Consider the following 20946-nt stretch of genomic DNA (forward strand, 5'->3'; position numbering starts at 1 on the left):
CTGGGCGAGGTCCAGCTCGTGCCCGGCATGCCGGTCGAAGCCTTCCTCCAGATCGGCGAGCGCTCCGTGATGAGCTACCTAATGAAGCCGCTCGCCGACCAGGTCGCCAAAGCCTGGCGCGAGAAGTAGGCACGCGGGCACGGCCCTGCGCGATGCTTCGCTGCGGTGCCTTGCCTCGTGCGGCCGAATCCTGATATGGGGCCCGCTCTTTCCGCGATGCGTCCGCCGCCATCGCCGTGCGCCCGCGAGGGCGTGCGATCCCGACACCCTTTCGATGGACGGCCGGTCCGACCCGCGCCGCGTGCAAGACCGATGAAGATTCGCAACTCCCTCAAGTCGCTCCGTGGCCGCCACCGCGACAACCAGCTCGTGCGCCGCAAGGGCCGGGTCTACGTCATCAACAAGACCCAGAAGCGCTTCAAGGCCCGCCAGGGCTGAGGCGTCGCGGCATCCGTCCCCGACGGATGCCCGACCGGGCGGCGCGACCGCCCCCGCCGCGCGGCATCCCGCGCGTTGACGCCGGCGGGCGGGGGGACCAAGCTCCCCGCATGGCGCCCATCGCTCGACCGCTCCTGTTCGTCCTGCTCGCGACCGTCTCGACGGCCGCCGCCGCGGCGCCGCCCGGCAATCCGGACCGCCATCCGCCGGCCGCCGCCGAGCCGAAGGCGCAGGACCGCAAGCCCGCCGCCAGCCTGAACGAGCTGTACGAGCGTCTCCGCAACGCCGAGGACGACGCCGAGGCGAAGGGCGTCGCGACCCTGATCGAGCGCCGCCTCGACCGGTCCGGCAGCGCCACCGTGGACCTCCTCACCGATCGCGCCCGCCAGGCGATGACCGCACAGGACTTCGCCCTGGCCGCCGAGCTGATGGACCGCGCCACCGCGATCGAGCCGGCCTGGTCCGAGGGCTGGAACCGGCGCGCGACGGTGTTCTGGCTCCTGACCGACAGGGAATCGGCGATCGCCGACCTGCAGCGTGCGCTGGTGCTGGAGCCGCGCCACTTCGAGGCCTGGGCGGCCCTCGGCCGGATCTACCTGTCGATGGACGACAAGGCGCGGGCGATGAACGCCTATCGCCGGGCGATCGCCATCTACCCGCGCATGCCGAAGCTCAAGGACGCGATGGAGCGTCTGTCACCCGAGGTCGACGGTCGCGACCTGTGAAGGCCGTGATCCTCGCGCTCGCGAGCCTGCTCGGCCTCGTCGCGGCCCTGATCGGCGCCGTCCTCGGCGCGGGCGCGGTGGCGACGCTGATCATCACCGCCCGGGTCTCGGCGCAGCATCCCCCGGAAGGGCCGTTCGTCGACGTCGCCGGCGGCCGCCTCGCGACGATCCAGGCCGGCCCCGAGACCGGCGCGCGCGCCACGATCGTGCTGCTGCACGGGGCCTCGGCCAACGCCTCCGACCCGATGGAGGGCGTCGGGCGGGCGCTCGCCGCGCAGGGTTTTCGCGTCGTCGCCTTCGACCGGCCGGGCTTCGGCTGGAGCGACCGGCTCTCGGGCGAAGACGCCGCCGCCCCGGCGGTCCAGGGGGCGGCCATCGCCGAAGCGCTGGAGCGCATGAACGTCGGCCCGGCGATCGTGCTCGGCCATTCCTGGGCGGGCGCCCTGGCGCTGAGCCTCGCCCTCGACCATCCCGAGCGCGTCTCCGGGCTGGTGCTGGTCGCGCCGGTGGCGCTGCCGTTCCGCGAGGCGCGGACCCCGGCCTGGTACTGGCGCCTCGCGCTCCAGCCGCCGGTCGCGTGGCTGCTGAGCCGGACGCTCGGCCCGCCCATCGGCCTGCGCTTCCTCGAGACGGCGGCGCGCAACGTGTTCCAGCCGCAGCCGGTGGCGGAGGGCTACGTCGACCGCAGCCGGGCCGCCCTGGTCCTGCGCCCGGCCACCCTGCTCGCCAGCGTGCAGGACCTGGTCGCGCTCCCCGCAGCCCTCGCTGCGCAGGCGCCGCGCTACAAATCGCTGCGCGTGCCGACGACGATCGTCACCGGCGATGCCGACGGCGCCGTCGGCAACACGAGTCAGGCCGAACCCCTGAGCCGCACGATCCCGGGGGCCGACCTCGTCGAGCTGCCGGGGATCGGCCACATGGTGCCGTGGGTGTCGACGCAGGCGCTGGTCGACGCGGTGTCGAAGATGGCGGAGCGGGTCGCCGCGCCGGAGGCCGCCCCGGTCGCGCCCTGAGGCGCCGCGTGAACCGGTCGGCGGACGGATCGGCCGTCAGCGCGACGCGGAAGGCCAGACAACGGCTCGGGCCACGACGACGTGGATGCCCGTTGAAGGTCGCCGCCGGCGATCCCTACAGGACTTGGCCGAGGGCGAGGGCGTCCGACACGCGACGGCGGAAGGCCGCGTCGTCCTTGCCGGTCGGCAGGTGATAGGCCGGGAGGCCGTTGAGTGGCTGCGACGTCATCGGAAGCCCCGCTACGATCGCCGCCGGGGCGCGCCGCGGCTCCGTCCCGCCGAAGAACGGGACGGAGCGGCCGATCACGCCTTCGCGGCGTGCTCGCGGGTGATGAAGGCGATGCGCACGAGGTTCGTCGCGCCCGGCGTCCCAAAGGGGACGCCGGCGACCACGATGACGCGGTCGCCGACCTCGGCGAAGCGCTCGCGCACCGCGAACTTCGCGGCCCGGAAGGCCATGTCGTCCACGTCGCTGGCATCGTTGGTGACGATCGGGTGCGTGCCCCAGGCGATCGCCAAGCGGCGCGCGGTCTCGCGCTTGGGCGTCAGCGCGATCACCGTGGCGTTCGGGCGCTCGCGCGAGAGCCGGAGCGCGGTCGAGCCCGAATGGGTCCAGGCCATGATCGCCTCGAGGTCGAGCGCGTCGACCATCTGGTGGGCGGCCGCCGCGATGGCGTCGGCGGCGGTGTGGTCCGGCGTCGAGTTCTGCGCGCGGATGATCGACCAGTACAAGGCGTCGCGCTCGACCTCCTCGGCGATGCGGCTCATCATGCCGATCGCCTCGAGCGGGAAGGCGCCCGACGCGCTCTCGGCGGAGAGCATCACCGCATCCGCGCCCTCGTAGACCGCGGTCGCCACGTCGGACACCTCGGCGCGGGTCGGCACGGGGGCGGTGATCATCGATTCGAGCATTTGCGTCGCGACGACGACGGGCTTGCCCATCCGCCGGGCGCCGCGGGTGATGCGCTTCTGCACGCCGGGCACCTGCTCCAGCGGCATCTCCACGCCGAGGTCGCCGCGGGCCACCATCACGCCGTCGGAGATCTCCATGATCTCGTCGAGCCGGGTCAGCGCCTGCGGCTTCTCGATCTTGGCCATCACCAGGGCGCGGCCGGCGCAGACCTTCTTCACCTCGGCCACGTCCTCGGGCCGCTGCACGAAGGACACCGCGATCCAGTCGGCGCCGACGTTGAGGCCGGCCTCGAGGTCCGAGCGGTCCTTGTCGGTCATCGCCGGCAGCGGGATCACCGTGTGGGGCAGGGAGACGCCCTTGCGGTTCGAGATGCGGCCGCCGACCTCGACGCGGGTCACGGCGCGCGTCTCGCTCGCCTCGGTGACGGTGAGGCGCAGCTTGCCGTCGTCGATAATGACGGAGTGGCCCGGCTCCAGGGCGGAGAGGATCTCCGGATGGGGCAGGTAGCAGCGGTGGACGTCGCCCGGCGTCGGGTCGCCGTCGAGGACGAAGCTCGCGCCGTTCTCGATCATCGCGAACCCCTCGGCGAAGGCGCCGAGCCGGAGCTTCGGGCCCTGGAGGTCGACCAGGATGCCGATCGGGCGCTTGAACTCGCGCTCGACCGCGCGGATCGCCTCGACCTTCTCGGGCAGCTTCTCGCGCGGCAGGTGGCTCATGTTGAGCCGGAACACGTCCACGCCGGCGCGGAAGAGTTTCGCGATCATCTCCGGCGAGTCGGAAGCCGGACCGAGGGTGGCGACGATCTTCGTGCGGCGTGAACGTTTCATCGGGCCTCCTGGGGCACATCGCTGCCGCCGCGTGCCCCTTGGCGGAACATCATGAAGTCGTGACGACGGGCATGCGGCCAGAAGCACCGGTCATGCTGCCCCGTCAAGGCGGGGCGGGGGGATCAGGGCTGCGGTGCGGCCGGCTGGTTCGGGTCGGAGAGCTGGATCGTCCAGCTCTTCTGCTCGCCGGTGTCGACCTCGAAGAAGCCGTTGCGGTCGTAGCCGCGGGCGAGGCAGTCCTCGACGCCGCGGATCGTGAACTCGCTGTCGCGGGTGCACATCAGCGAGCGCCCGCTCCACTCGCCGCCGCGCGTGTAGTCGACGGCGAAGACGTAGTAGAACCGTGCGGCCAGGGCGCCCTTGAGCAGGGTCTCGCACGCCTTCGGCGTCAGGTCCCACCAGCCCTCCGTGACCCAGCCCTGCGGGTCGCGGTAGCCCAACGCGATGCCGACCTTGCTCGGGGTGAGGTTGCACAGGCGCAGGTCCGCGCGGGCCGGCGAGGCGCCGAGCAGCGCGAGCCCGAGCGCCGCGCCGATCACGAGAAGCCGCAACGCAAACTCCCAAAAAAGTCAGCCGACGAGGATGATGCGGCAGTCGTTGACATTGGTCTTCGTCGGGCCGGGCTGAACCAGGTCGCCGATCTCGGCGAAGAACCGGGTGGAATCGTTGTCGGCCAGCATCGCGGCCGGATCGAGGCCCGCGGCGCGGGCGCGAGCCAGCGTGGTCGGGTCGACGAGGCCGCCGGCCGGGTCCGTCGCCTCGCCGCGGCCGCCGTCGGTGCCGTCGGTGTCGGCTGCGATGCCGGCGATCCCGGTCTCGCCGTCGAGCGCGATGGCGAGCGCCAGCGCGTATTCCTGGTTCGGCCCGCCATGGCCCTCGCCGCGGATCGTCACGGTGAGCTCGCCGCCGGAGATCAGCGCGACCTTGCGGCCCGAGGCCTTGATCTCGCGGGCGATGCGGGCGTGCTCGGCCGCGACCTCGCGGGCCTCGCCCTCGAGGTCGGCGCCGAGCATCACCGGCTCGTAGCCGGCGGCCTTGGCGGCGGCGGCCGCCGCCTCCAGCGCGTCGATCGGCCGGGCGACGATGCGGTACTCGGCCCGCGCGAAGGCCGGGTCGCCGGCTTTCGGGGTCTCGTTCAGCGGGTCGTTCAGCAGGCGGATCGCGGTCTCGGGCAGCGGGATCCCGCGGCGCTCGCAGATCGCGCGGGCGTCGGCGAGCGTCGACGGATCGGGCACGGTCGGGCCGGAGGCGATCACCGCGGGGTCGTCGAACGGCACGTCGGAGATCGCCAGCGTCAGGATCGAGCGGGCGTTGCGCGCGGCCACCGCGAGGCGGCCGCCCTTGATGCGCGAGAGGTGCTTGCGCACGGTGTTGATCTCGCCGATCGGCGCGCCCGAGCGCAGCATCGCGCGGGTGATCGCCTGCTTCTCGGGCAGCGTCAGGTCGCCGGCCGGCGCGATCCAGTTGGCCGAGCCGCCGCCCGAGAGCAGAACCAGCACCTCGTCGTCGGGGCCGGCGGCGGTGGCGAGCGCCAGCGCCTCCCGGGTTGCGGCGATGCCGGCCTCGTCCGGTACGGGATGGCCGGCCTCGACCATGCGGATGCCGGGCGCGTCCTGCCCGTAGCCGTGGCGGGCGACGGCCAGGCCGACGATGCGGTCGTCGCCGAGCCCGTGCTGCTCGCGGTAGAACCGGCTGGCGACCGCCGCCATACTTCCCCCCGCCTTGCCGGCGCCGAGGATGATCAGCCGGCCCGGGGTCGGCGGCGGCAGGTGCGCCGGCAGGCAGGTATCGGGGTGGGCGGCCTCGATCGCCGCGGCGAGGAAGCCGTCGAGCAGGGTCCGAAGGGCGCGCGTGGCGGGGTCGATCTCAGGCGTCATCGGTCAGGGTCTCGCGCGTCGTTTCCTCGTTCGTGCGGTCCTCGCCTTCGCGACCCGCGGGTGCGGGCAGGGGCGACGGGCTCTTTGGGCGACGGGCCTGTTTCTTGCCGTGGCCGTTTCTTGCCGTGAGCGCACGATCCTTGATACGTGCTCTGCCCGAGCCTTGCCGTGACGGCAAGACCTCCCAGCCTCCGCGAACCGAACCGGACCCGTGCCCCTGTCCCACAGCCTCGCGCGACACCCGCCCCACCCGGTCGAGACGATCCCGGGCGATCCCGCCTGCGGGCTGATCCTGGCCTGCGACCACGCCTCGAACCACGTGCCCGACGACATCGAGCTCGGGCTGCCCGAGGGCGAGTTCCGGCGCCACATCGCCTACGACATCGGGGCGGCGGGCGTGACCCGGCGGCTCGCGGCGCTGCTCGGCGCGCCGGCGATCCTCACCGACTTCTCGCGGCTGATCATCGACCCGAACCGCGGCCGGGCCGACCCGACGCTGGTGATGCGGCTCTCGGACGGGGCGGTGGTGCCCGGCAACGCGCGGATCGACGAGGTCGGCAAGCAGGCGCGCATCGCCCGCTTCTACGATCCGTTCGACCGGGCGATCGATGCCGCGGTGGCGGCGGCCGACACCGCGGCCGGCCCGCCGATGCTCCTGACGATGCACAGCTTCACCCCGTTCTGGCGCGGCGTCCCCCGGCCCTGGGAGGTCGGCATCCTCTACGACCGGGACGAGCGCCTCAGCGCGCCCTTGATCGCGGGCCTGCGCGCCGACCCCGCCGGGCTGACGGTGGGCGACAACGAGCCCTACGGCGGCGGCCTGCCCGGCGACACGATCGACCGGCACGCCACCGCGCGGGGGCTGGCCAATGCGCTGGTGGAGATCCGCCAGGACCTGATCGCCGCCGAGGCCGGGCAGGGCGAATGGGCCGCGCGCTTTGCCGGGCTTCTGCGCCCGCTGATGAAGGGTCGCGCTTGACGCGGGCACGCTTGACTCGGGCGCGCCCCGCGCCGACCTCCAGCGGATCATTTACGAACAGCGCGAGAGGCCGATGACCGAGATCGATCCGAAGACGCAGACCGAGCTCGAGGCGGCGGTCTACCGGCGCTTGGTGGCGCATCTCCAGGCGCGTACCGATGTCCAGAACATCGACATGATGAACCTCGCCGGCTTCTGCCGGAACTGCCTGTCGAATTGGATGAAGGACGCGGCCGACGCCGAAGGGCTCGGCCTGACCAAGGACGAGGCCCGCGAGCGGGTCTACGGGATGCCGTTCTCCGAATGGAAGGCGAAGTACCAGACCGAGGCCAGCCCCGAGCAGCAGGCCGCCTTCGCCAAATCCGCGGCGGAGCCGCACTGAACGTCCGCGACGGAGCCGCACCGAACGGCTGCGGCGGAGCCGCACTGACGCGTTCCGCCACCGGGCCGCGGCGACGCGTTCCACGGCGGGGCTGCGCGGGTCGCTCCGGCTAAGCTCCCGGTAAGTTTACTCCCCTACGAACCGGGCAGGACAGGAGAGAACCATGAACGCGCATGCCATGCCGACCCCCGGCGACGTGTCATCATCCGAGGGCGTGGCCGCCGACGAGCTTCGCGCGTTCATCGAGCGCATCGAGCGCCTCGAGGAGGAGAAGAGCGGCATCGCCGGCGACATCAAGGAAGTGATGGCCGAGCTGAAGGGCCGCGGCTTCGACGTGAAGGCGGTCCGCACCATCCTGCGCATGCGCAAGAAGGACCACAGCGAGCGCCAGGAGGAGGAGGCGATCCTCGAGCTCTACATGCAGGCGCTCGGCATGGTCTGACGGCTCGCGACGGCATGCTCGATCACGGTCGAGCATGCCGCAACGTCCGAGGCGACCTTCAGCCCACCTGGGCCAGGGCCTGCGCGATGTCCGCGATCAGGTCCTCGACGTTCTCCAGGCCGATCGACAGGCGGACGGTGTCGGGGCCGACGCAGGCCGCCTCCTTCTCGTCCTTCGGCAGCTGGCGGTGCGTCGTCGTCGCGGGATGGATCGCCAGCGACTTGATCTCGCCGATGTTCACGAGGTGCGAGACCAGCTCCAGGCTGGTGATGAACGTCAGCGCGGCCGGCTCGCCGCCCTTCAGGGCGAAGGTGAAGATCGAGCCCGGCCCCTGCGGCACGTAGCGCTGCGCCAGCGCCTCGCCGGGCTGGCCGGGCAGGCCCGGATAGCTCACCCAGGCGACGGCCGGATGGTCCTTGAGGTAGGCGGCGACCGTGCGCGCGTTGGCGCAGTGGCGCGCCATCCTGAGCGGCAGGGTCTCGATGCCGGTCAGCGTCAGGAACGCGTTCATCGGCGAGAGGCCGGGGCCGAGGTCGCGCAGGCCGAACAGGCGGCAGGCCACGGCGAACGGGTTGTCGGGGAAGCGCTCGGTGATGACGAGGCCGTCGTAGTCGGGCCATGCGCCGGTGATCAGGTTGTAGTGGTCGGTCCTCGTCCAGTCGAACCGGCCGGCGTCGCAGATCACGCCGCCGATGGTCTGGCCGGAGCCGCCGAGGAACTTCGATGTCGAGTGCACGACGATGTCGGCGCCGTGCTCGATCGGTCGGATCAGGGCGGGCGAGGCAAGGGTGTTGTCGACGACGAGCGGCAGACCGTGGCGCCGGGCCACCTCGGCGATGCCGGCGATGTCCATCACCGTGGCGCACGGGTTGACGATCGACTCACAGATGATCGCCCGGGTCTCCGGCGTGATCGCCGCCTCGAAATCGGCCGGCGTCAGGCCCTTGGCGAAGAGCGGCTTCAGGTCGTAGCGCCCGTCGAGCCGCCGCATCAGGCCGAGCGAACCACCGAACAGGCGCGGCGAGGCGACGTAGGCGTCGCCGCTCTTCATCAGCGTCAGCATCACCAGCAGCAGCGCCGACTGCCCCGAGGACACGGCGATGGCAGCCTTCGCGCCCTCGAGCGCGGCCACACGCCGCTCAAGGGCGGCGACGGTGGGGTTCGAGCCGCGCGAGTACGAGAACCCGGTGCGGCGCATGTTGAAGATGTCGGCGGCCTGCTCGGTGGAATCGAACACGAAGCCGTTGGTGAAGTAGATCGGCTGCGCCCGCGCGCCGGTGGCCGGGTCGGGGCTGGCACCGGCATGGATCGCCTGGGTGGCGAATCGGGGCGTCTTCGGCGTGTCTGTCATCGAACTCGGTCCTCGGGACCATGCCCTATCACGGCGGACCGGGGGAGGGGCAACCGCGGGCAGGGCCCGTCGGGCCTGCGGGCGTGGGCTCAGGCCGCGCGGTGGATGAAGGAACGCAGCGTCCGGACCAGGGTGTTGGGCTCGTAGGGCTTCGGGATGAAGCGGGCGCCGTCGGGCATGTCGTAGGGGCCGGGCGTGCCCATGCCGGACACGACGAGGACCGGGATCGCCGGCCAGCGGTCGGCCACGAGGCGGGCCAGCGCGAAACCGTCCATCGAGCCTTGCGGCATGTCGACATCGGTCATCAGAACTTGAACGTCGTCGCGATTCTCAAGAACCTTCAGCGCCTTGTCCGCATGGCTCGCTTCGAGAACCGTGAAACCCGCATCGGCGAGGGTGTCGGCGGCTTCCATCAGAAGAAGGCCGTCGTCTTCCACCAGGAGAACGACGGGTTGATCTGTCGGGCTGTCGGTCATCAGGCCTGCGGACACTGTGTTTGAACACCAGCACCGGGGCCTATTCCCCGGTGTCCGCCTCGTCAAGGCGCGCACTCATGCCGGCCTCGGCCCCCACAGGATGAGGCCGGCGCCGGCGAGACAGATCATCGCGCCGGAGAGGTCCCAGCGGTCTGGCGGGCGATCCTCCACGAGCCAGAGCCAAGCGAGCGAGAGCGCGATGTAGATGCCGCCGTAGGCGGCGTAGGCGCGCCCGGCGGCCTCCGCCTCGACCCGGGTGAGCAGCAGCGCGAACCCGGCAAGCGCGAGGGCGCCGGGCAGGAGCCAGAGCGGCGAGTGCCCGAGCCTGAGCCAGGCCCAGGCGGCAAAGCAGCCGGCGATCTCGCAAAGGCCGGCCGCGACGTAGACGAGGAGCGTGGACACCCGCGACCTCTCTCACGCCCGGCGGCGATCGCCAATGGGCGGCGCCCGTCTGGGCGTCGCGCCGGAACCCCGGTGGGGGTGCCTCAGGCGGCGACGACCGAGGCGAGCGGCGCCTCCAGGGTCAGCACCGCCCCGGTCGGCGGAAACCGGAGCGCGACCGCGCCGCCGAAATCGTGGCTCAGGCACCGGGCGATCAGGCGCGTGCCGAACCCCGTCCGCGTCGGCGGCGCGACCGGCGGACCGCCGATCTCCTCCCAGCGGAAGCGGAGGCGCGCATCCGGCTCCGTCTCGTCGATCGCCCAGGAGATCGCCACCCGGCCGGCGCCGGTCGAGAGCGCGCCGTACTTGGCGGCGTTGGTGGCGAGCTCGTGCAGCATCAGCGCCAAGGTCAGGCCCTGGCCGGCGGCGAGCGTCAGGTCGGGACCGCTCACCGTGAAGCGGCCGGGCACCCCGTCGCCGTGCAGCGCCACCGCGCCGGCGACGAGGCCCGACAGCGAGGCGCTCGACCACGCGCCCTGAACCAGCACGTCGTGGGCCTGGGCCAGCGCCACGAGGCGGGCATCCAGCGCCCGGCCGGCCTCCTCCAGCGAGGGGGCGTTGCGCAGGGTCTGCGTCGCCACCGCCTGGACCAGGGCGAGGGTGTTCTTCACCCGGTGCGCGAGCTCCTGCATGAGCAGGGTCTGGCGCGCCTCGTTGCGCTTGAGGTCGGTGATGTCGCGCGACACCGCGAGAATGCGTTCGGGGCGGCCGTCGGCGCCGTCGATCGGCGTCACCGCGATGTCCCACCAGGTCGGCGCGGCGCCCGCGTTCAGCACCGCCTGGAACCGGCACGGCCGCCCGGCCCGCGCCGCATCGAGGGCGTCGCGGATGCCGGCACGGCTGTCGGGGGCGGACCAGAAGTCGATCCAGGCCCGGCCGACGAGCCCGGCGAACGTCTCGACGCCCAGGACCGCGGGCCCGTTCTCGCTCACGGTGATCAGGCGGCCGTCGAGGTCCAGCACCTTCACGAAGTCGGTGGTGGTCCAAAGGATGCGCCGGTTGAACTCCTCGCTGGCCCGGAGCTGCGCGTTCAGCTCCTCGGCGCCGGCGAGGCGGGCGGCACCGCGCGCCAGGTCGCGCCGGCAATGCTCCACGGTGCTCTCGGCCTCGGCGCGCAACCGCACCGCCTCGGCGACGATCCGACGTGCCTCGATGCGGCTGGCGCCGCGTTCCGAGACGACGATCCGGCCGAGGCGCGCGTTGCGTTCGGCTTCCGCGTCGGCCTGCCGGCTCGCCTCGCTCAGCAACGCCCGGAGATGGTGGTTCTCCGCCTCGAGGGCGGAGAGACGCCGGTCGGCGACCGTGGCCTGAAAGGCGGAAATCTTGCAACTCGCGCCCGTGTCCATCGCACAAGCTCCCCTTCGACGACCGTCGCGCGGCGCCGGCGGGCGTGTCCGCGAGGCGTGCGACGGCGTATCGACCCGCGAAACGCGCGGCGTGGCGACGCGATGTCGAGACGCGGAGCGCGACCGGCGAATGAATCCGCTTCTGAGCCGCGCCCCACCCGCATCCTCACGATTCGGTGGGCGGAATTACGCTAGCATATCGGCCCGGGCCTGCAAGGCACGATTGTAGTCAAGCCGACCGGACCGGAACGGATACAAGTCTAGGCCGTCGCGCAGGACGTCACTTCTTCCGTCCAAGCAGCACGAGCCAGCCGACGCCGAGGGTGAACACGACCAGGCCGATCGTGACGAAGACCGGCGTCCCGAGGTCGATCAGGCGCGGCGCGAGCTGTGTGGCGAAGGCGGCGACCACCAGCGCCACCGCGACGCGGGCCGCCGCCCGCTCGATGCCGCGGGTGACCTTGTCGAGGCCCTTCACCTCGATCTCGACGGTGACGCGGCCCTGCTTCAGACGCACCAGCATCAGGTGGATCAGCGTCGGCAGCTCCGAGGCGGCGCCGTAGAGGCCGACGCCCAGCGCCTCGGCCTTGGATTTCAGCCCGGTCAGCGAGAACTGCGTCTGCATGCTCGCCCGCACCGTCGGGCCGGCGGCGGCGAACAGGTCGAAGTTCGGATCGAGGTGGCGCATCACGCCGTCGGCGGTGACGAGGCCCTTGAACAGGATCGCGAGGTCGGTCGGCATCGCGAGGTCGTTCTCGCGCGCCATGGTCATGAAGTCGGTGAGCACCAACCCGAGATTGAGCGGGATCGAGGAATGGCTCTCGACGAAGGCCTGCGCCGAGCCTTCCAGCCGGGTCAGGTCCGGGCTGCTCGAGCCGGTCCAGTCGAGCAGCACCGCCATCAGCCCGTCGGCGTCCTGCTTCAGCATCGCGCCGATCAGCACGAGCAGCTGGTTGCGCCGCTTCTGCGACAGGCGCCCGATGATGCCGAAATCGATGAATCCGATCCGGTTACCCGACATCGCCAGCATGTTGCCCGGGTGCGGATCGGCGTGGAACACGCCCTCGATCAGAGCCATCTTCAGGAAGGCGTCGGTCCCCTTCTGGGCGAGCAGCTTCTTGTCGACGCCGGCGGCGGCGAGCCGCGCCTCGTCGTTCGGGGGGATGCCGTGGATGAATTCCTGCACCAGCACCCGCTCGGAGCACCACTCCCAGTGGATCTTCGGGAATACGATGTCGTCGCGGTCGGAGAACAGCGAAGCCAGCAACTCGCAGTTGCGCGCCTCGTTCATCAGGTCGAGCTCGCCGTTCAGGCCGGCGGCGAGGTGGCGCATCTGCTCGCCCGGTTGGTAGCGGGCCATGTCCGGCCATTCGGTCTCGACGATGCGGGCGCCGTGCGCCATCAGGCGCAGGTCCGCGTCGATGATCTTGCGCAGGCCCGGGCGCAGCACCTTGACGATGACGTCCTCGCCCGAATGCAGCTTGGCCCGGTAGACCTGGGCGATCGAGGCCGAGGCGATCGCGTTGGTGTCGAACTCGGCGAAGATCTCCTGCGGCGGCGCCCCGAGGTCGGCCTCCAGCTGCGGGCGGATCGTCTCCCAGGAGACCGGCGAGACCTGGCTGTGGAGCTTGGCCAGCTCCTCGGTCCACATCGGCGAGAGCAGGTCGGGACGGCTGGCGAGCACCTGGCCGAACTTGATGAAGGTCGGCCCCAGAGCCTCGATCGCGCGGCGCAGGCGCTCGGGCTCCGACAGGCGGGTGACGTCGATCTTCGGCTTGCGGCGCGGAAGGATCGGGATGTAGCGCAGCCCGAGCCGGTCCACGACCTTGTTGACGCCGAAGCCGATCAGGATCGAGGCGATCTCCGACAGCCGCTGACGGTCGCGCGCGGCAACGAAGGCGGTTTTCAGCATAGAGCGGATCGATCCGTGCGGGGCGACGAGGGAAGGTGCCCGGACAACACGAGCATCGGGTCTTTTTTAGGGTCGGAGACCGCGCCGTCTCGGATCGGAGGGCTGCGGCGCTTCGGCCCGGACGGGCGCGCCTTCCCGCATCCGGCGGCTGCGCCTCCCCATCACAGGCGGCCGAGCCGTGCCGTGACGGGGGCCGGCGCCTTGCACCGCCGCGGCGGGGAAGCGTAAACCGCGTGCCAGCGCTGGCGCGAACGTGATCGTGCCCAAACGACCCGGCCGAGGAGAGACCCATGACGACCGACCGGCTGCCCGGCTTCAACACCCTCGCGATCCACGCGGGCGCGAGCCCCGATGCGGCCACGGGCGCACGGGCGACGCCGATTTACCAGACCACGAGCTTCGTGTTCGACGACGTCGACCACGCCGCCTCGCTGTTCGGGCTGCAGGCCTTCGGCAACATCTACTCGCGCATCACCAACCCGACCAACGCCGTGCTGGAGGAGCGCATCGCCGCCCTCGAAGGCGGCACCGCGGCGGTCGCGGTGTCGTCCGGCCACGCGGCCGAGTTCCTGACGATGCACGCGCTGATGCAGCCGGGCGACGAGTTCATCGCGGCCAACAAGCTCTACGGCGGCTCGATCAACCAGTTCAACCACAGCTACAAGAACTTCGGCTGGAGCGTGGTCTGGGCCGACACCGACGACCCGTCCTCGTTCGAGCGCGCGATCACGCCGCGCACCAAGGCGATCTTCTGCGAGTCTATCGCCAACCCGGGCGGCGTCATCACCGACATCGCCGCCCTGTCGGAGATCGCCAAGCGCCACAACATCCCGCTCATCGTCGACAACACCATGGCGACGCCGTATCTGATCCGCCCGTTCGAGCACGGCGCCGACATCGTCGTGCACTCGGCGACGAAGTTCCTCGGCGGCCACGGCAACTCGATCGGCGGTCTCGTGGTCGACGGCGGCACCTTCCCCTGGGCCGGCGACGCGCGCTACCCGATGATGAGCCAGCCGCGCCCGGAATATGCCGGCATGGTGCTGGCCGAGACCTTCGGCAATTTCGGCTTCGCCATCGCCATCCGGGTGCTCGGCCTGCGCGACCTCGGGCCGGCGCTGTCGCCGTTCAACGCCTTCCTGATCCTCAACGGCATCGAGACCCTGCCGCTGCGGATGCAGCGCCACTGCGACAACGCCATGGCCGTCGCGACGCACCTGGCGGGCCACCCCGCGGTGTCGTGGGTGAGCTATCCGGGGCTCGAGACCGACCGCTACCACCAGCTCGCCAAGCGCTACACGCCGAACGGCTTCGGCTCGGTCTTCACCATCGGCCTCAAGGACGGCTACGATGCCGGCGTGAAGCTCGTCGGCAACCTGCAGCTGTTCTCTCACGTGGCGAACATCGGCGACACGCGCTCGCTGGTGATCCACCCGGCCTCGACCACCCACCGCCAGCTCACCGACGCGCAGAAGACCGCGGCCGGCGCCGGGCCGGAGGTGGTCCGCCTCTCGATCGGCCTCGAGGATCCGGCCGACCTGATCGAGGACCTCGACGGCGCGCTCGGCGCTTAGCCGGCCCCGCGCCGGCCTCCCGCCCGCGTCGACGGCACGATGCGGCTGGAGGCTCGGCCGCCGTGACGCCGACGGGTCCGGCCCGGTCTGCGAGACGGCGATCCGCGAGCAGGATGGCGGCGCGCCGTGCCCGTCCGCGCGACCGCATCCGCCACGCTATGCAATCCATGGATGCAGGTCCGGACGCCGCCGAAAGTCCGGACGCCGGCGCGGGCCGGGTTCGCCGTCGCGCGGTTGCGATGCGCGGCTATCGGTCCGTCGCCAGGAACAAGGGCGCCGCTCGGCGGTAGCACCAACACGTCCCGGCGCTCCGGCGATAAGGATCCCAACCCATGTTCATGCGCATCGACAAGCTGCAGGCCGAGCTTCCGCAGCCGAAGCGACCCGATCCGAACGCCGCTGCGGCCCTGCAGGAGCTGCTCGGCGGCAAGTACGGCGAGATGTCCACCCTCGGGAACTACATGTTCCAGAGCTTCAATTTCCGCAACAAGTCCAAGCTGCGTCCGTTCTACAGCCTGGTCTCCAGCATCTTCGCCGAAGAGCTCGGCCACGTCGAGCTGGTCTCGACCGGCGTCTCGATGCTGAACAACGGCCCCGGCGACGACACCAAGGACGTCGACATCTCCAAGGCGCCCTTCGAGGACATGAAGGACATCCGGCTCGCCGGCAGCTTCCTGTCGAACGGCGGCGGCGCGATGCCGATGAACTCGAACGCCGCGTCCTGGAACATGGACATGGTGACGACGACCGGTAATCTGATCATCGACCTGCTGCACAACTTCCACCTGGAATGCGGCGCCCGCCTGCACAAGCTGCGCGTCTACGAGACCCTGACGGACCCGACCGGCCGCGAGGTCTGCGGCTACCTGCTGGTGCGCGGCTCGGTCCACGCCCACGCCTACGCGCTGGCCCTGAAGAAGCTCACCGGCGTCGAGATCGAGAAGATGCTGCCGACGCCCAACATCGTCCTTGACAAGATCCCCGAGTGCCAGAAGTACCTGCAGGAGGGGAGCCACCGCCGCCTCTACACCTTCAGCCCGAACGACTACGCGGAAGCCGCCGGCGTCTGGTCGAACGACGAGGTCGCGCTGCCGGGTGATCCGCCCGGCCAGCTCGAGATCGTCGACGGCCACCCCGAGGGCGGCAAGATCCCGGAGCTCGACGGCAATTACGGTGCCTTCGCCCCCGACTACGCGCCCGAGGAGATCTTCGAGATCGCGAGCAAGCTCTACAAGAAGAGCCGCTGATCCGAGGTCGAACGACGAGGCCGGCGCTCCCGCGAGGGGCGCCGGCCTTTCTTTTTGCGGCCCTGGCAATGGATGCGCCGGCGCGCGCCCGGCGTTCGCTCAGGCGGCCAAAGCCGGCTTGGCGTGGCGCGCGTAGAGGAATTCCAGCACCTCCGCCCGGCAATGGACGTAGTCCTTGTCCTCGACCAGCTCGAGGCGCCGGCGCGGGCGCGGCATCGGCACGGTCAGCACCTCGCCGATGGTGGCCGACGGGCCGTTGGTCATCATCACGATGCGGTCGGACAGGAGCACCGCCTCGTCCACGTCGTGGGTGATCATGATCACCGTGTTCCGCAGGCGCACCTGGATCTCCATGAGCTGATCCTGGAGATGGGCGCGGGTCAGCGCGTCGAGGGCGCCGAACGGCTCGTCCATCAGCAGCACCGTCGGCTCCATGGCGAGCGCCCGGGCGATGCCGACGCGCTGCTTCATGCCGCCGGAGATCTCGGACGGCCGCTTGTCGGCGGCGTGCACCATGTTCACCAGGGCGAGGTTGTGCTCGATCCAGGCCTTGCGCTCCGCCTTCGACTTCGTCCTGGCGAGCACCTTGTCGACGGCGAGCGCCACGTTCTCGCGCACCGTGAGCCAAGGCAGCAGCGAATGGTTCTGGAACACCACCGCCCGCTCGGGCCCGGGCGACGACACCTCCTTGCCGTCGAGCAGGGTGACGCCGGTCGAGCTCTTCAGAAGCCCGGCGACGATGTTGAGCACCGTCGACTTGCCGCAGCCGGAATGGCCGATGATCGAGACGAACTCGCCCTTGGCGACCTTGAGGTTCACGTCGCGCAGCACCTCGGTGGTGGTGCCGCCGCGGGTGAAGCTGATGCCGACCTGCGAGAGGTCGAGATGGGATGGGTTGACCATGGTCCCGGTCCTCAAGCTGCGCTGGTGCCGCGGGTGACGACCTGGCCGACCGCCGCCACCAGCCGGTCGAGGACGAAGCCGATGACGCCGACATAGACCAGCGCCACGATGATTTCGCTGATGTGCGAGGAGTTCCAGGCGTCCCAGATGAAGAAGCCGATGCCGACGCCGCCGATCAGCATCTCGGCGGCGACGATGGCGAGCCAGGACAGCCCGACGCCGATGCGAAGCCCGGTGAAGATGTACGGGGCCGCCGCCGGCAGCATGACCTTCATGAAGAACTCGATCGGGTTCAGGCGGATCACCGCGGCGACGTTGCGGTAGTCCTGCGGGATGTTGCGGATGCCGACCGCGGTGTTGATGATGATCGGCCAGATCGAGGTGATGAAGATCACGAAGATCGCGCTGGGCTGCCCGTCGCGGAAGGCGGCGAGCGACAGCGGCAGCCAGGCCAGCGGCGGGATCGTGCGCAGCACCTGGAAGATCGGGTCGAGGCCGCGCATCGCCCAGTCGGACTGGCCGACCAGCGTGCCGGTCAGGATTCCGACGATCGCCGCCAGCGCGAAGCCGAAGGCGACGCGCTGGAGGCTGGCCGAGATGTGCCAGAACAGGCCTTTGTCGGTGCCGCCGTTGTCGTAGAACGGGTGGGCGATGATGTCCCAGGCCTCCGTCACCACCCGCGAGGGCGGCGGCAGGCCGGCGGTGGGCCGCGAGCACGCGACCTCCCAGAACAGCAGGAAGGCCGCGAGCACCACGAGCGGCGGGATCAGGTTGGCGGCCAGGCCCTTCGCCCGCTTGGCGGTGAGGAAGGGCGTGCGGCTCTTCACGACGGCGGCATCGCGGGCGGCGGTGCCGAGGGCGGTCTTGTCGGCGATCGTCGAGGTGGCGGCCATCACGAGACCTTCTTGATGCCGAGGCTGGCGAGGTAGGCGGCGGGGTTCTCGGGATCGAAGACCTTCCCGTCGAACATCGTCTCCTTGCCGCGGGACGTGCTGGTCGGGGTCGCGGAGACGCCGAGCGTCTTGGCCGCGTCGCGCCAGAGGTCCTCGCGGTTCACCTTGGCGATCAGCGCCTTGGTGTCGGTCTGCGCGTCGAACTTGCCCCAGCGGATGTCCTCGGTGAGGAACCAGGAATCGTGCGACTGGTACGGGTACGAGGCGTTGTCGGCCCAGAACTTCATGGTGTGGGGGCTGTTCTCGACGACGCGGCCGTCGCCATAATCGAACTTGCCCTTCATCCGGTCGATCACGTCGGTGACCGCGATGTTGATCCACTGGCGCTTGGCGACGATGCCGGCGAGCTCGTCCCGGTTCTCGGGCTTGTCGCACCATTGCTGGGCTTCCAGCACCGCCATCAGGAGCGCCTTGGCGGCGATCGGGTGCTTGTCGACCCAGGCCGCGCGCATGGCGAAGGCCTTCTCCGGATGGTCCTTCCACAACTCGCCGGTGGTGAGCGCGGTGTAGCCGATCCCTTGCGTGATGAGCTGCGCGTTCCACGGCTCGCAGACGCAGAAGCAGTCCATCGTGCCGACCTTCATGTTCGCTACCATCTGGGGCGGCGGCACGACGATGGTCTCGATGTCCTTGTCGGGGTCGATGCCGCCGGCGGCGAGCCAGTAGCGGATCCAGAGGTCGTGGGTGCCGCCCGGGAAGGTCATCGCCGCCTTGACCGGCTTGCCCGAGGCCTTCTTCCGCTCCAGGGCCGCCTTGAAGGGCTTGGCGTCGAGGGCGACCTTGTCGGGCATGTACTCCTTGCCGACGGAGATGCACTGCCCGTTCAGGTTGAGCCGAGCCATGATGTACATCGGCGTCGGCTGATTGTTCTGCGTCACCCGGCCGGCCGTGATCAGGTAGGGCATCGGCGTCAGGATGTGGGCGCCGTCGATGCCGTTGCCCTCGGAGCCGAGCACGAGATTGTCGCGGGTGGTGCCCCACGACGCCTGCTTCATCACCTCGACGTCGGGCAGGCCGTACTTGGCGAAGATGCCCTTCTCCTTGGCGACGAAGAGCGGGGCGGCGTCGGTCAGCGCGATGAAGCCGAGCTTGGCCCCCTTGACCTCGGGGCCCGCGCCCTGCGCGAAGGCGCCCCCCGGCAGGGCGAGGCGCACGGCGGCGGCGAGCGACAGGGCACCGGCCGCGCCCTTGAGCAGGCCGCGGCGGGTGCCGGTGCCGGACGCTTCGGCGAGGGGGGACCGGTCGAGGGTGGATTTCGGCTCGTCGTTACGCATCTGCGGCAGGATCCTGACCTTGAAAACTACGCCGGCGCCCGCCGATCCGCGCACGAACGCGCCCCGCTGCCCGGAAGGATCTTCGGGGCGGAGCGGATCGCATCAGCGGCGTTGCTGGCGGAGGCGGTGCCGTCTCCATTGACGGACGGTGCAGCTCAGCAGGTTTCGTGCCAGGCTAGCGCAAGTGAAGACTGGCCGAGGCTCGGCGCAAACCTGCCGTCGCATTGAGCTTTTCGCCCCGGGACATCCCTTCGCAGCGCACAAAAAACGCGCGCCGGCGCCGGGATTACGGATCGTGTCGTAATCGTGCGCCATTTCGCGAAACGCCGCGGTTTCGACGGGCGGGATGCTGTGCAAACGCGGCGCGCTCGACTAACCGGGGCGCACGTCAACACCGCGCGGCCGCGAACGATCATGCTCCAGACCACGCCGTCCCCCCTGTCGGCCCGCCGGGTCCTCGCCGCGAGCTTCGTCGGCACGGCGATCGAGTTCTTCGATTTCTACATCTACGCCACCGCGACCGCGCTGGTGATCGGCCCGGTCTTCTTCCCGCCCGGCGAGCCCGGCGTGCAGCAGCTCAGCGCCTTCGCGACCTTCGCGATCGCCTTCCTGGCGCGGCCGGTGGGCGCGGCCCTGTTCGGGCATTTCGGCGACCGGGTCGGGCGCAAGGCGACGCTGGTCGCCTCGCTGCTGATCATGGGCGTCTCGACGGTGCTGATCGGCTGCCTGCCGACCTACGCCACCGCCGGCTGGTGGGCGCCGGCGATGCTGTGCCTGCTGCGCTGCGGCCAGGGCATCGGCTTCGGCGGCGAGTGGGGCGGCGCGGCCTTGCTCGCGGTCGAGAACGCGCCGGCGGGCCGGCGCGCCTGGTACGGCATCTTCCCGCAGCTCGGCGCGCCGGTCGGCTTCATCCTGGCCAACGTCAGCTTCCTGGCGCTCAGCTTCGGCCTGAGCGCGGACAGCTTCCAGGCCTGGGGCTGGCGGCTGCCGTTCCTGGCCTCGGCCGCGCTGGTCGGCGTCGGCCTCTACGTGCGGCTCAAGCTGAGCGAGACGCCGGCCTTCAAGGCGGCGCTCGCGCAGGCCAAGCCCGAGCGCGTGCCCTTCGCCGCGATGGTGACCGGGCACGGCCACGCGCTCGTGGTCGGCACCCTGGCGATGGTGGCGGTCTACGCCGTGTTCTACATCTCCACCGTCTTCGCCCTCGGCTACGGCACCGCGGCGCTCGGCTACGCGCGGCCGGCCTTCCTGCTGTTCGAGTGCATCGCCGTCTGCTTCATGGCGCTCGGCATCGCGCTCTCCGGCGCCAACGCCGACCGCTTCGGGCGCCGGCCGGTGCTGATGGCCGGCATGGTGGTGGCGTTCGGCCTCGGCGGGCTGCTCGGGCCGATGCTCGGCTCCGGCTCGGGCGCGGTCGTCCTCGCCTTCCTCTGCCTCAGCCTGTTCACGATGGGCTGGATCTTCGGGCCGATGGGCGCCCTGCTGCCGGAGCTGTTCCCGACCCGGGTGCGCTACACCGGCGCCTCGGTGACCTACAACCTCGCCGGCATCGTCGGGGCCTCCGGCGCCCCCTACATCGCCCAGCGCCTGGTCGACTGGGGCGGGATCGCCTGGGTCGGCGCCTACCTGGCGGTCACGGCGGTGATCAGCTTCCTCGCGGTGCTCGCGATGCCGGAGACGCTGCGCAAGGGCGTGTGAACGGCGACCGTCGGCCGGCCGGGCTCCTGCGCCCGGTCAATTCCGCTTGTCGAGGGGCCGCCCGAGGAGGCGCGCGAACTCGGCCTCGATCTCCTCCACCGAGAACGGGTTGGCGGCGGGCTTCGGAGGCGCCGAAGCGGGTGCCGGCGGGGTCTCGACCTTCGGCGCCTCCGAAGCC

The 20946-nt window shown here is 70.9% G+C and carries 21 protein-coding genes; 9 read left to right on the forward strand and 12 right to left on the reverse strand.

The genetic code is table 11. The features are described from left to right. Positions 1 to 312 precede the first annotated feature (312 nt). From ykgO to FV230_RS12015, 3 genes are all read left to right on the forward strand, one after another. Entirely contained in the window at positions 313 to 438 is a 126-nt protein-coding gene (gene ykgO / locus FV230_RS12005) for a type B 50S ribosomal protein L36 (RefSeq protein WP_003601867.1), read from the forward strand. Between the two features lie 110 nt (positions 439 to 548). After that, the gene (locus FV230_RS12010; RefSeq protein WP_147842559.1) at positions 549 to 1163 is read left to right on the forward strand and encodes a tetratricopeptide repeat protein; all 615 of its coding nucleotides are present in this window, start codon (positions 549 to 551) and stop codon (positions 1161 to 1163) included. Next, positions 1160 to 2176, forward strand: coding sequence for an alpha/beta hydrolase (locus FV230_RS12015; RefSeq protein WP_147842560.1), 1017 nt, complete (start codon positions 1160 to 1162; stop codon positions 2174 to 2176). The genes FV230_RS12010 and FV230_RS12015 overlap by 4 nt, the downstream gene beginning before the upstream one ends. A gap of 115 nt (positions 2177 to 2291) precedes the next feature. Here the strand turns inward: FV230_RS12015 and FV230_RS30730 are convergent, their stop codons facing one another. From FV230_RS30730 to FV230_RS12030, 4 genes are all read right to left on the reverse strand, one after another. After that, positions 2292 to 2405, reverse strand: coding sequence for a DUF1737 domain-containing protein (locus FV230_RS30730; RefSeq protein WP_246694834.1), 114 nt, complete (start codon positions 2403 to 2405; stop codon positions 2292 to 2294). Between the two features lie 74 nt (positions 2406 to 2479). After that, a complete protein-coding gene (pyk, locus tag FV230_RS12020) occupies positions 2480 to 3916 on the reverse strand; it encodes a pyruvate kinase (RefSeq protein WP_147728957.1) in 1437 nt (478 codons plus the stop codon). A 122-nt stretch (positions 3917 to 4038) separates the two neighbouring features. Then, the gene (locus tag FV230_RS12025) at positions 4039 to 4467 is read right to left on the reverse strand and encodes a DUF1036 domain-containing protein (RefSeq protein ID WP_147842561.1); all 429 of its coding nucleotides are present in this window, start codon (positions 4465 to 4467) and stop codon (positions 4039 to 4041) included. A gap of 18 nt (positions 4468 to 4485) precedes the next feature. Beyond that, positions 4486 to 5793, reverse strand: a complete 1308-nt coding sequence (locus tag FV230_RS12030; RefSeq protein ID WP_147842562.1) for a glycerate kinase — start codon at positions 5791 to 5793, stop codon at positions 4486 to 4488. A gap of 211 nt (positions 5794 to 6004) precedes the next feature. Here FV230_RS12030 and FV230_RS12035 point away from each other — a divergent pair, with 211 nt between their 5' ends. The 3 genes from FV230_RS12035 (at position 6005) to FV230_RS12045 (ending at position 7596) form a co-directional block, all read left to right on the forward strand. Then, a complete protein-coding gene (locus FV230_RS12035; protein ID WP_147842563.1) occupies positions 6005 to 6772 on the forward strand; it encodes an N-formylglutamate amidohydrolase in 768 nt (255 codons plus the stop codon). A 73-nt stretch (positions 6773 to 6845) separates the two neighbouring features. Next, on the forward strand, positions 6846 to 7154 hold the full coding sequence (locus FV230_RS12040) for a DUF1244 domain-containing protein (RefSeq protein ID WP_147727301.1): 309 nt from the start codon (positions 6846 to 6848) through the stop codon (positions 7152 to 7154). Positions 7155 to 7317: 163 nt separating this feature from the next. Then, positions 7318 to 7596 (forward strand): DUF2312 domain-containing protein, encoded by a 279-nt coding sequence (locus tag FV230_RS12045; protein WP_147727302.1) that lies wholly within the window; start codon positions 7318 to 7320, stop codon positions 7594 to 7596. 58 nt (positions 7597 to 7654) lie between these two features. On the opposite strand, the gene FV230_RS12050 is transcribed toward FV230_RS12045, so the two are convergent. The 5 genes from FV230_RS12050 to FV230_RS12070 form a co-directional block, all read right to left on the reverse strand. Further along, complete coding sequence (locus FV230_RS12050; protein WP_147842564.1) at positions 7655 to 8947, reverse strand: aminotransferase class I/II-fold pyridoxal phosphate-dependent enzyme; 1293 nt, start codon at positions 8945 to 8947, stop codon at positions 7655 to 7657. A gap of 89 nt (positions 8948 to 9036) precedes the next feature. Beyond that, the gene (locus tag FV230_RS12055) at positions 9037 to 9423 is read right to left on the reverse strand and encodes a response regulator (protein ID WP_147727304.1); all 387 of its coding nucleotides are present in this window, start codon (positions 9421 to 9423) and stop codon (positions 9037 to 9039) included. A gap of 75 nt (positions 9424 to 9498) precedes the next feature. Continuing rightward, positions 9499 to 9825, reverse strand: coding sequence for a YnfA family protein (locus FV230_RS12060; RefSeq protein ID WP_147842565.1), 327 nt, complete (start codon positions 9823 to 9825; stop codon positions 9499 to 9501). Between the two features lie 83 nt (positions 9826 to 9908). After that, a complete protein-coding gene (locus FV230_RS12065) occupies positions 9909 to 11210 on the reverse strand; it encodes an HWE histidine kinase domain-containing protein (RefSeq protein ID WP_147842566.1) in 1302 nt (433 codons plus the stop codon). A 280-nt stretch (positions 11211 to 11490) separates the two neighbouring features. Further along, entirely contained in the window at positions 11491 to 13122 is a 1632-nt protein-coding gene (locus FV230_RS12070; protein WP_147727307.1) for an AarF/UbiB family protein, read from the reverse strand. A gap of 290 nt (positions 13123 to 13412) precedes the next feature. On the opposite strand from FV230_RS12070, the gene FV230_RS12075 reads away from it, so the two are divergent. Next, on the forward strand, positions 13413 to 14696 hold the full coding sequence (locus FV230_RS12075) for an O-acetylhomoserine aminocarboxypropyltransferase (protein ID WP_147842567.1): 1284 nt from the start codon (positions 13413 to 13415) through the stop codon (positions 14694 to 14696). Positions 14697 to 15028: 332 nt separating this feature from the next. Then, the gene (locus FV230_RS12080; RefSeq protein ID WP_147728870.1) at positions 15029 to 15943 is read left to right on the forward strand and encodes a manganese catalase family protein; all 915 of its coding nucleotides are present in this window, start codon (positions 15029 to 15031) and stop codon (positions 15941 to 15943) included. Positions 15944 to 16042: 99 nt separating this feature from the next. Here the strand turns inward: FV230_RS12080 and FV230_RS12085 are convergent, their stop codons facing one another. The 3 genes from FV230_RS12085 to FV230_RS12095 are packed head-to-tail and all read right to left on the reverse strand — an operon-like array spanning position 16043 to position 19073. Beyond that, positions 16043 to 16846: an ABC transporter ATP-binding protein gene (locus FV230_RS12085; RefSeq protein WP_147842568.1), complete on the reverse strand. Its 804-nt coding sequence runs from the start codon at positions 16844 to 16846 to the stop codon at positions 16043 to 16045. A gap of 11 nt (positions 16847 to 16857) precedes the next feature. Continuing rightward, a complete protein-coding gene (ntrB, locus tag FV230_RS12090) occupies positions 16858 to 17739 on the reverse strand; it encodes a nitrate ABC transporter permease (protein WP_147842569.1) in 882 nt (293 codons plus the stop codon). Beyond that, positions 17739 to 19073, reverse strand: coding sequence for a CmpA/NrtA family ABC transporter substrate-binding protein (locus tag FV230_RS12095; RefSeq protein ID WP_147842570.1), 1335 nt, complete (start codon positions 19071 to 19073; stop codon positions 17739 to 17741). The genes ntrB and FV230_RS12095 overlap by 1 nt, the downstream gene beginning before the upstream one ends. A gap of 414 nt (positions 19074 to 19487) precedes the next feature. Here FV230_RS12095 and FV230_RS12100 point away from each other — a divergent pair, with 414 nt between their 5' ends. Beyond that, positions 19488 to 20768 (forward strand): MFS transporter, encoded by a 1281-nt coding sequence (locus FV230_RS12100; protein WP_147842571.1) that lies wholly within the window; start codon positions 19488 to 19490, stop codon positions 20766 to 20768. Positions 20769 to 20946 lie beyond the last annotated feature (178 nt).

Source organism: Methylobacterium sp. WL6 (assembly GCF_008040095.1).
In the GTDB taxonomy this organism is placed as follows: domain Bacteria; phylum Pseudomonadota; class Alphaproteobacteria; order Rhizobiales; family Beijerinckiaceae; genus Methylobacterium.

Bases quoted from the DNA above. Each gene is read 5' to 3' on its own strand.
- ykgO (WP_003601867.1), top strand. From the start codon at position 313: ATGAAGATTCGCAACTCCCTCAAGTCGCTCCGTGGCCGCCACCGCGAC.
- FV230_RS12010 (WP_147842559.1), top strand. From the start codon at position 549: ATGGCGCCCATCGCTCGACCGCTCCTGTTCGTCCTGCTCGCGACCGTC.
- FV230_RS30730 (WP_246694834.1), bottom strand. From the start codon at position 2,405: ATGACGTCGCAGCCACTCAACGGCCTCCCGGCCTATCACCTGCCGACC.
- pyk (WP_147728957.1), bottom strand. From the start codon at position 3,916: ATGAAACGTTCACGCCGCACGAAGATCGTCGCCACCCTCGGTCCGGCT.
- FV230_RS12030 (WP_147842562.1), bottom strand. From the start codon at position 5,793: ATGACGCCTGAGATCGACCCCGCCACGCGCGCCCTTCGGACCCTGCTC.
- FV230_RS12040 (WP_147727301.1), top strand. From the start codon at position 6,846: ATGACCGAGATCGATCCGAAGACGCAGACCGAGCTCGAGGCGGCGGTC.
- FV230_RS12045 (WP_147727302.1), top strand. From the start codon at position 7,318: ATGAACGCGCATGCCATGCCGACCCCCGGCGACGTGTCATCATCCGAG.
- FV230_RS12050 (WP_147842564.1), bottom strand. From the start codon at position 8,947: ATGACAGACACGCCGAAGACGCCCCGATTCGCCACCCAGGCGATCCAT.
- FV230_RS12055 (WP_147727304.1), bottom strand. From the start codon at position 9,423: ATGACCGACAGCCCGACAGATCAACCCGTCGTTCTCCTGGTGGAAGAC.
- FV230_RS12065 (WP_147842566.1), bottom strand. From the start codon at position 11,210: ATGGACACGGGCGCGAGTTGCAAGATTTCCGCCTTTCAGGCCACGGTC.
- FV230_RS12070 (WP_147727307.1), bottom strand. From the start codon at position 13,122: ATGCTGAAAACCGCCTTCGTTGCCGCGCGCGACCGTCAGCGGCTGTCG.
- FV230_RS12075 (WP_147842567.1), top strand. From the start codon at position 13,413: ATGACGACCGACCGGCTGCCCGGCTTCAACACCCTCGCGATCCACGCG.
- FV230_RS12080 (WP_147728870.1), top strand. From the start codon at position 15,029: ATGTTCATGCGCATCGACAAGCTGCAGGCCGAGCTTCCGCAGCCGAAG.
- FV230_RS12085 (WP_147842568.1), bottom strand. From the start codon at position 16,846: ATGGTCAACCCATCCCATCTCGACCTCTCGCAGGTCGGCATCAGCTTC.
- ntrB (WP_147842569.1), bottom strand. From the start codon at position 17,739: ATGGCCGCCACCTCGACGATCGCCGACAAGACCGCCCTCGGCACCGCC.
- FV230_RS12095 (WP_147842570.1), bottom strand. From the start codon at position 19,073: ATGCGTAACGACGAGCCGAAATCCACCCTCGACCGGTCCCCCCTCGCC.
- FV230_RS12100 (WP_147842571.1), top strand. From the start codon at position 19,488: ATGCTCCAGACCACGCCGTCCCCCCTGTCGGCCCGCCGGGTCCTCGCC.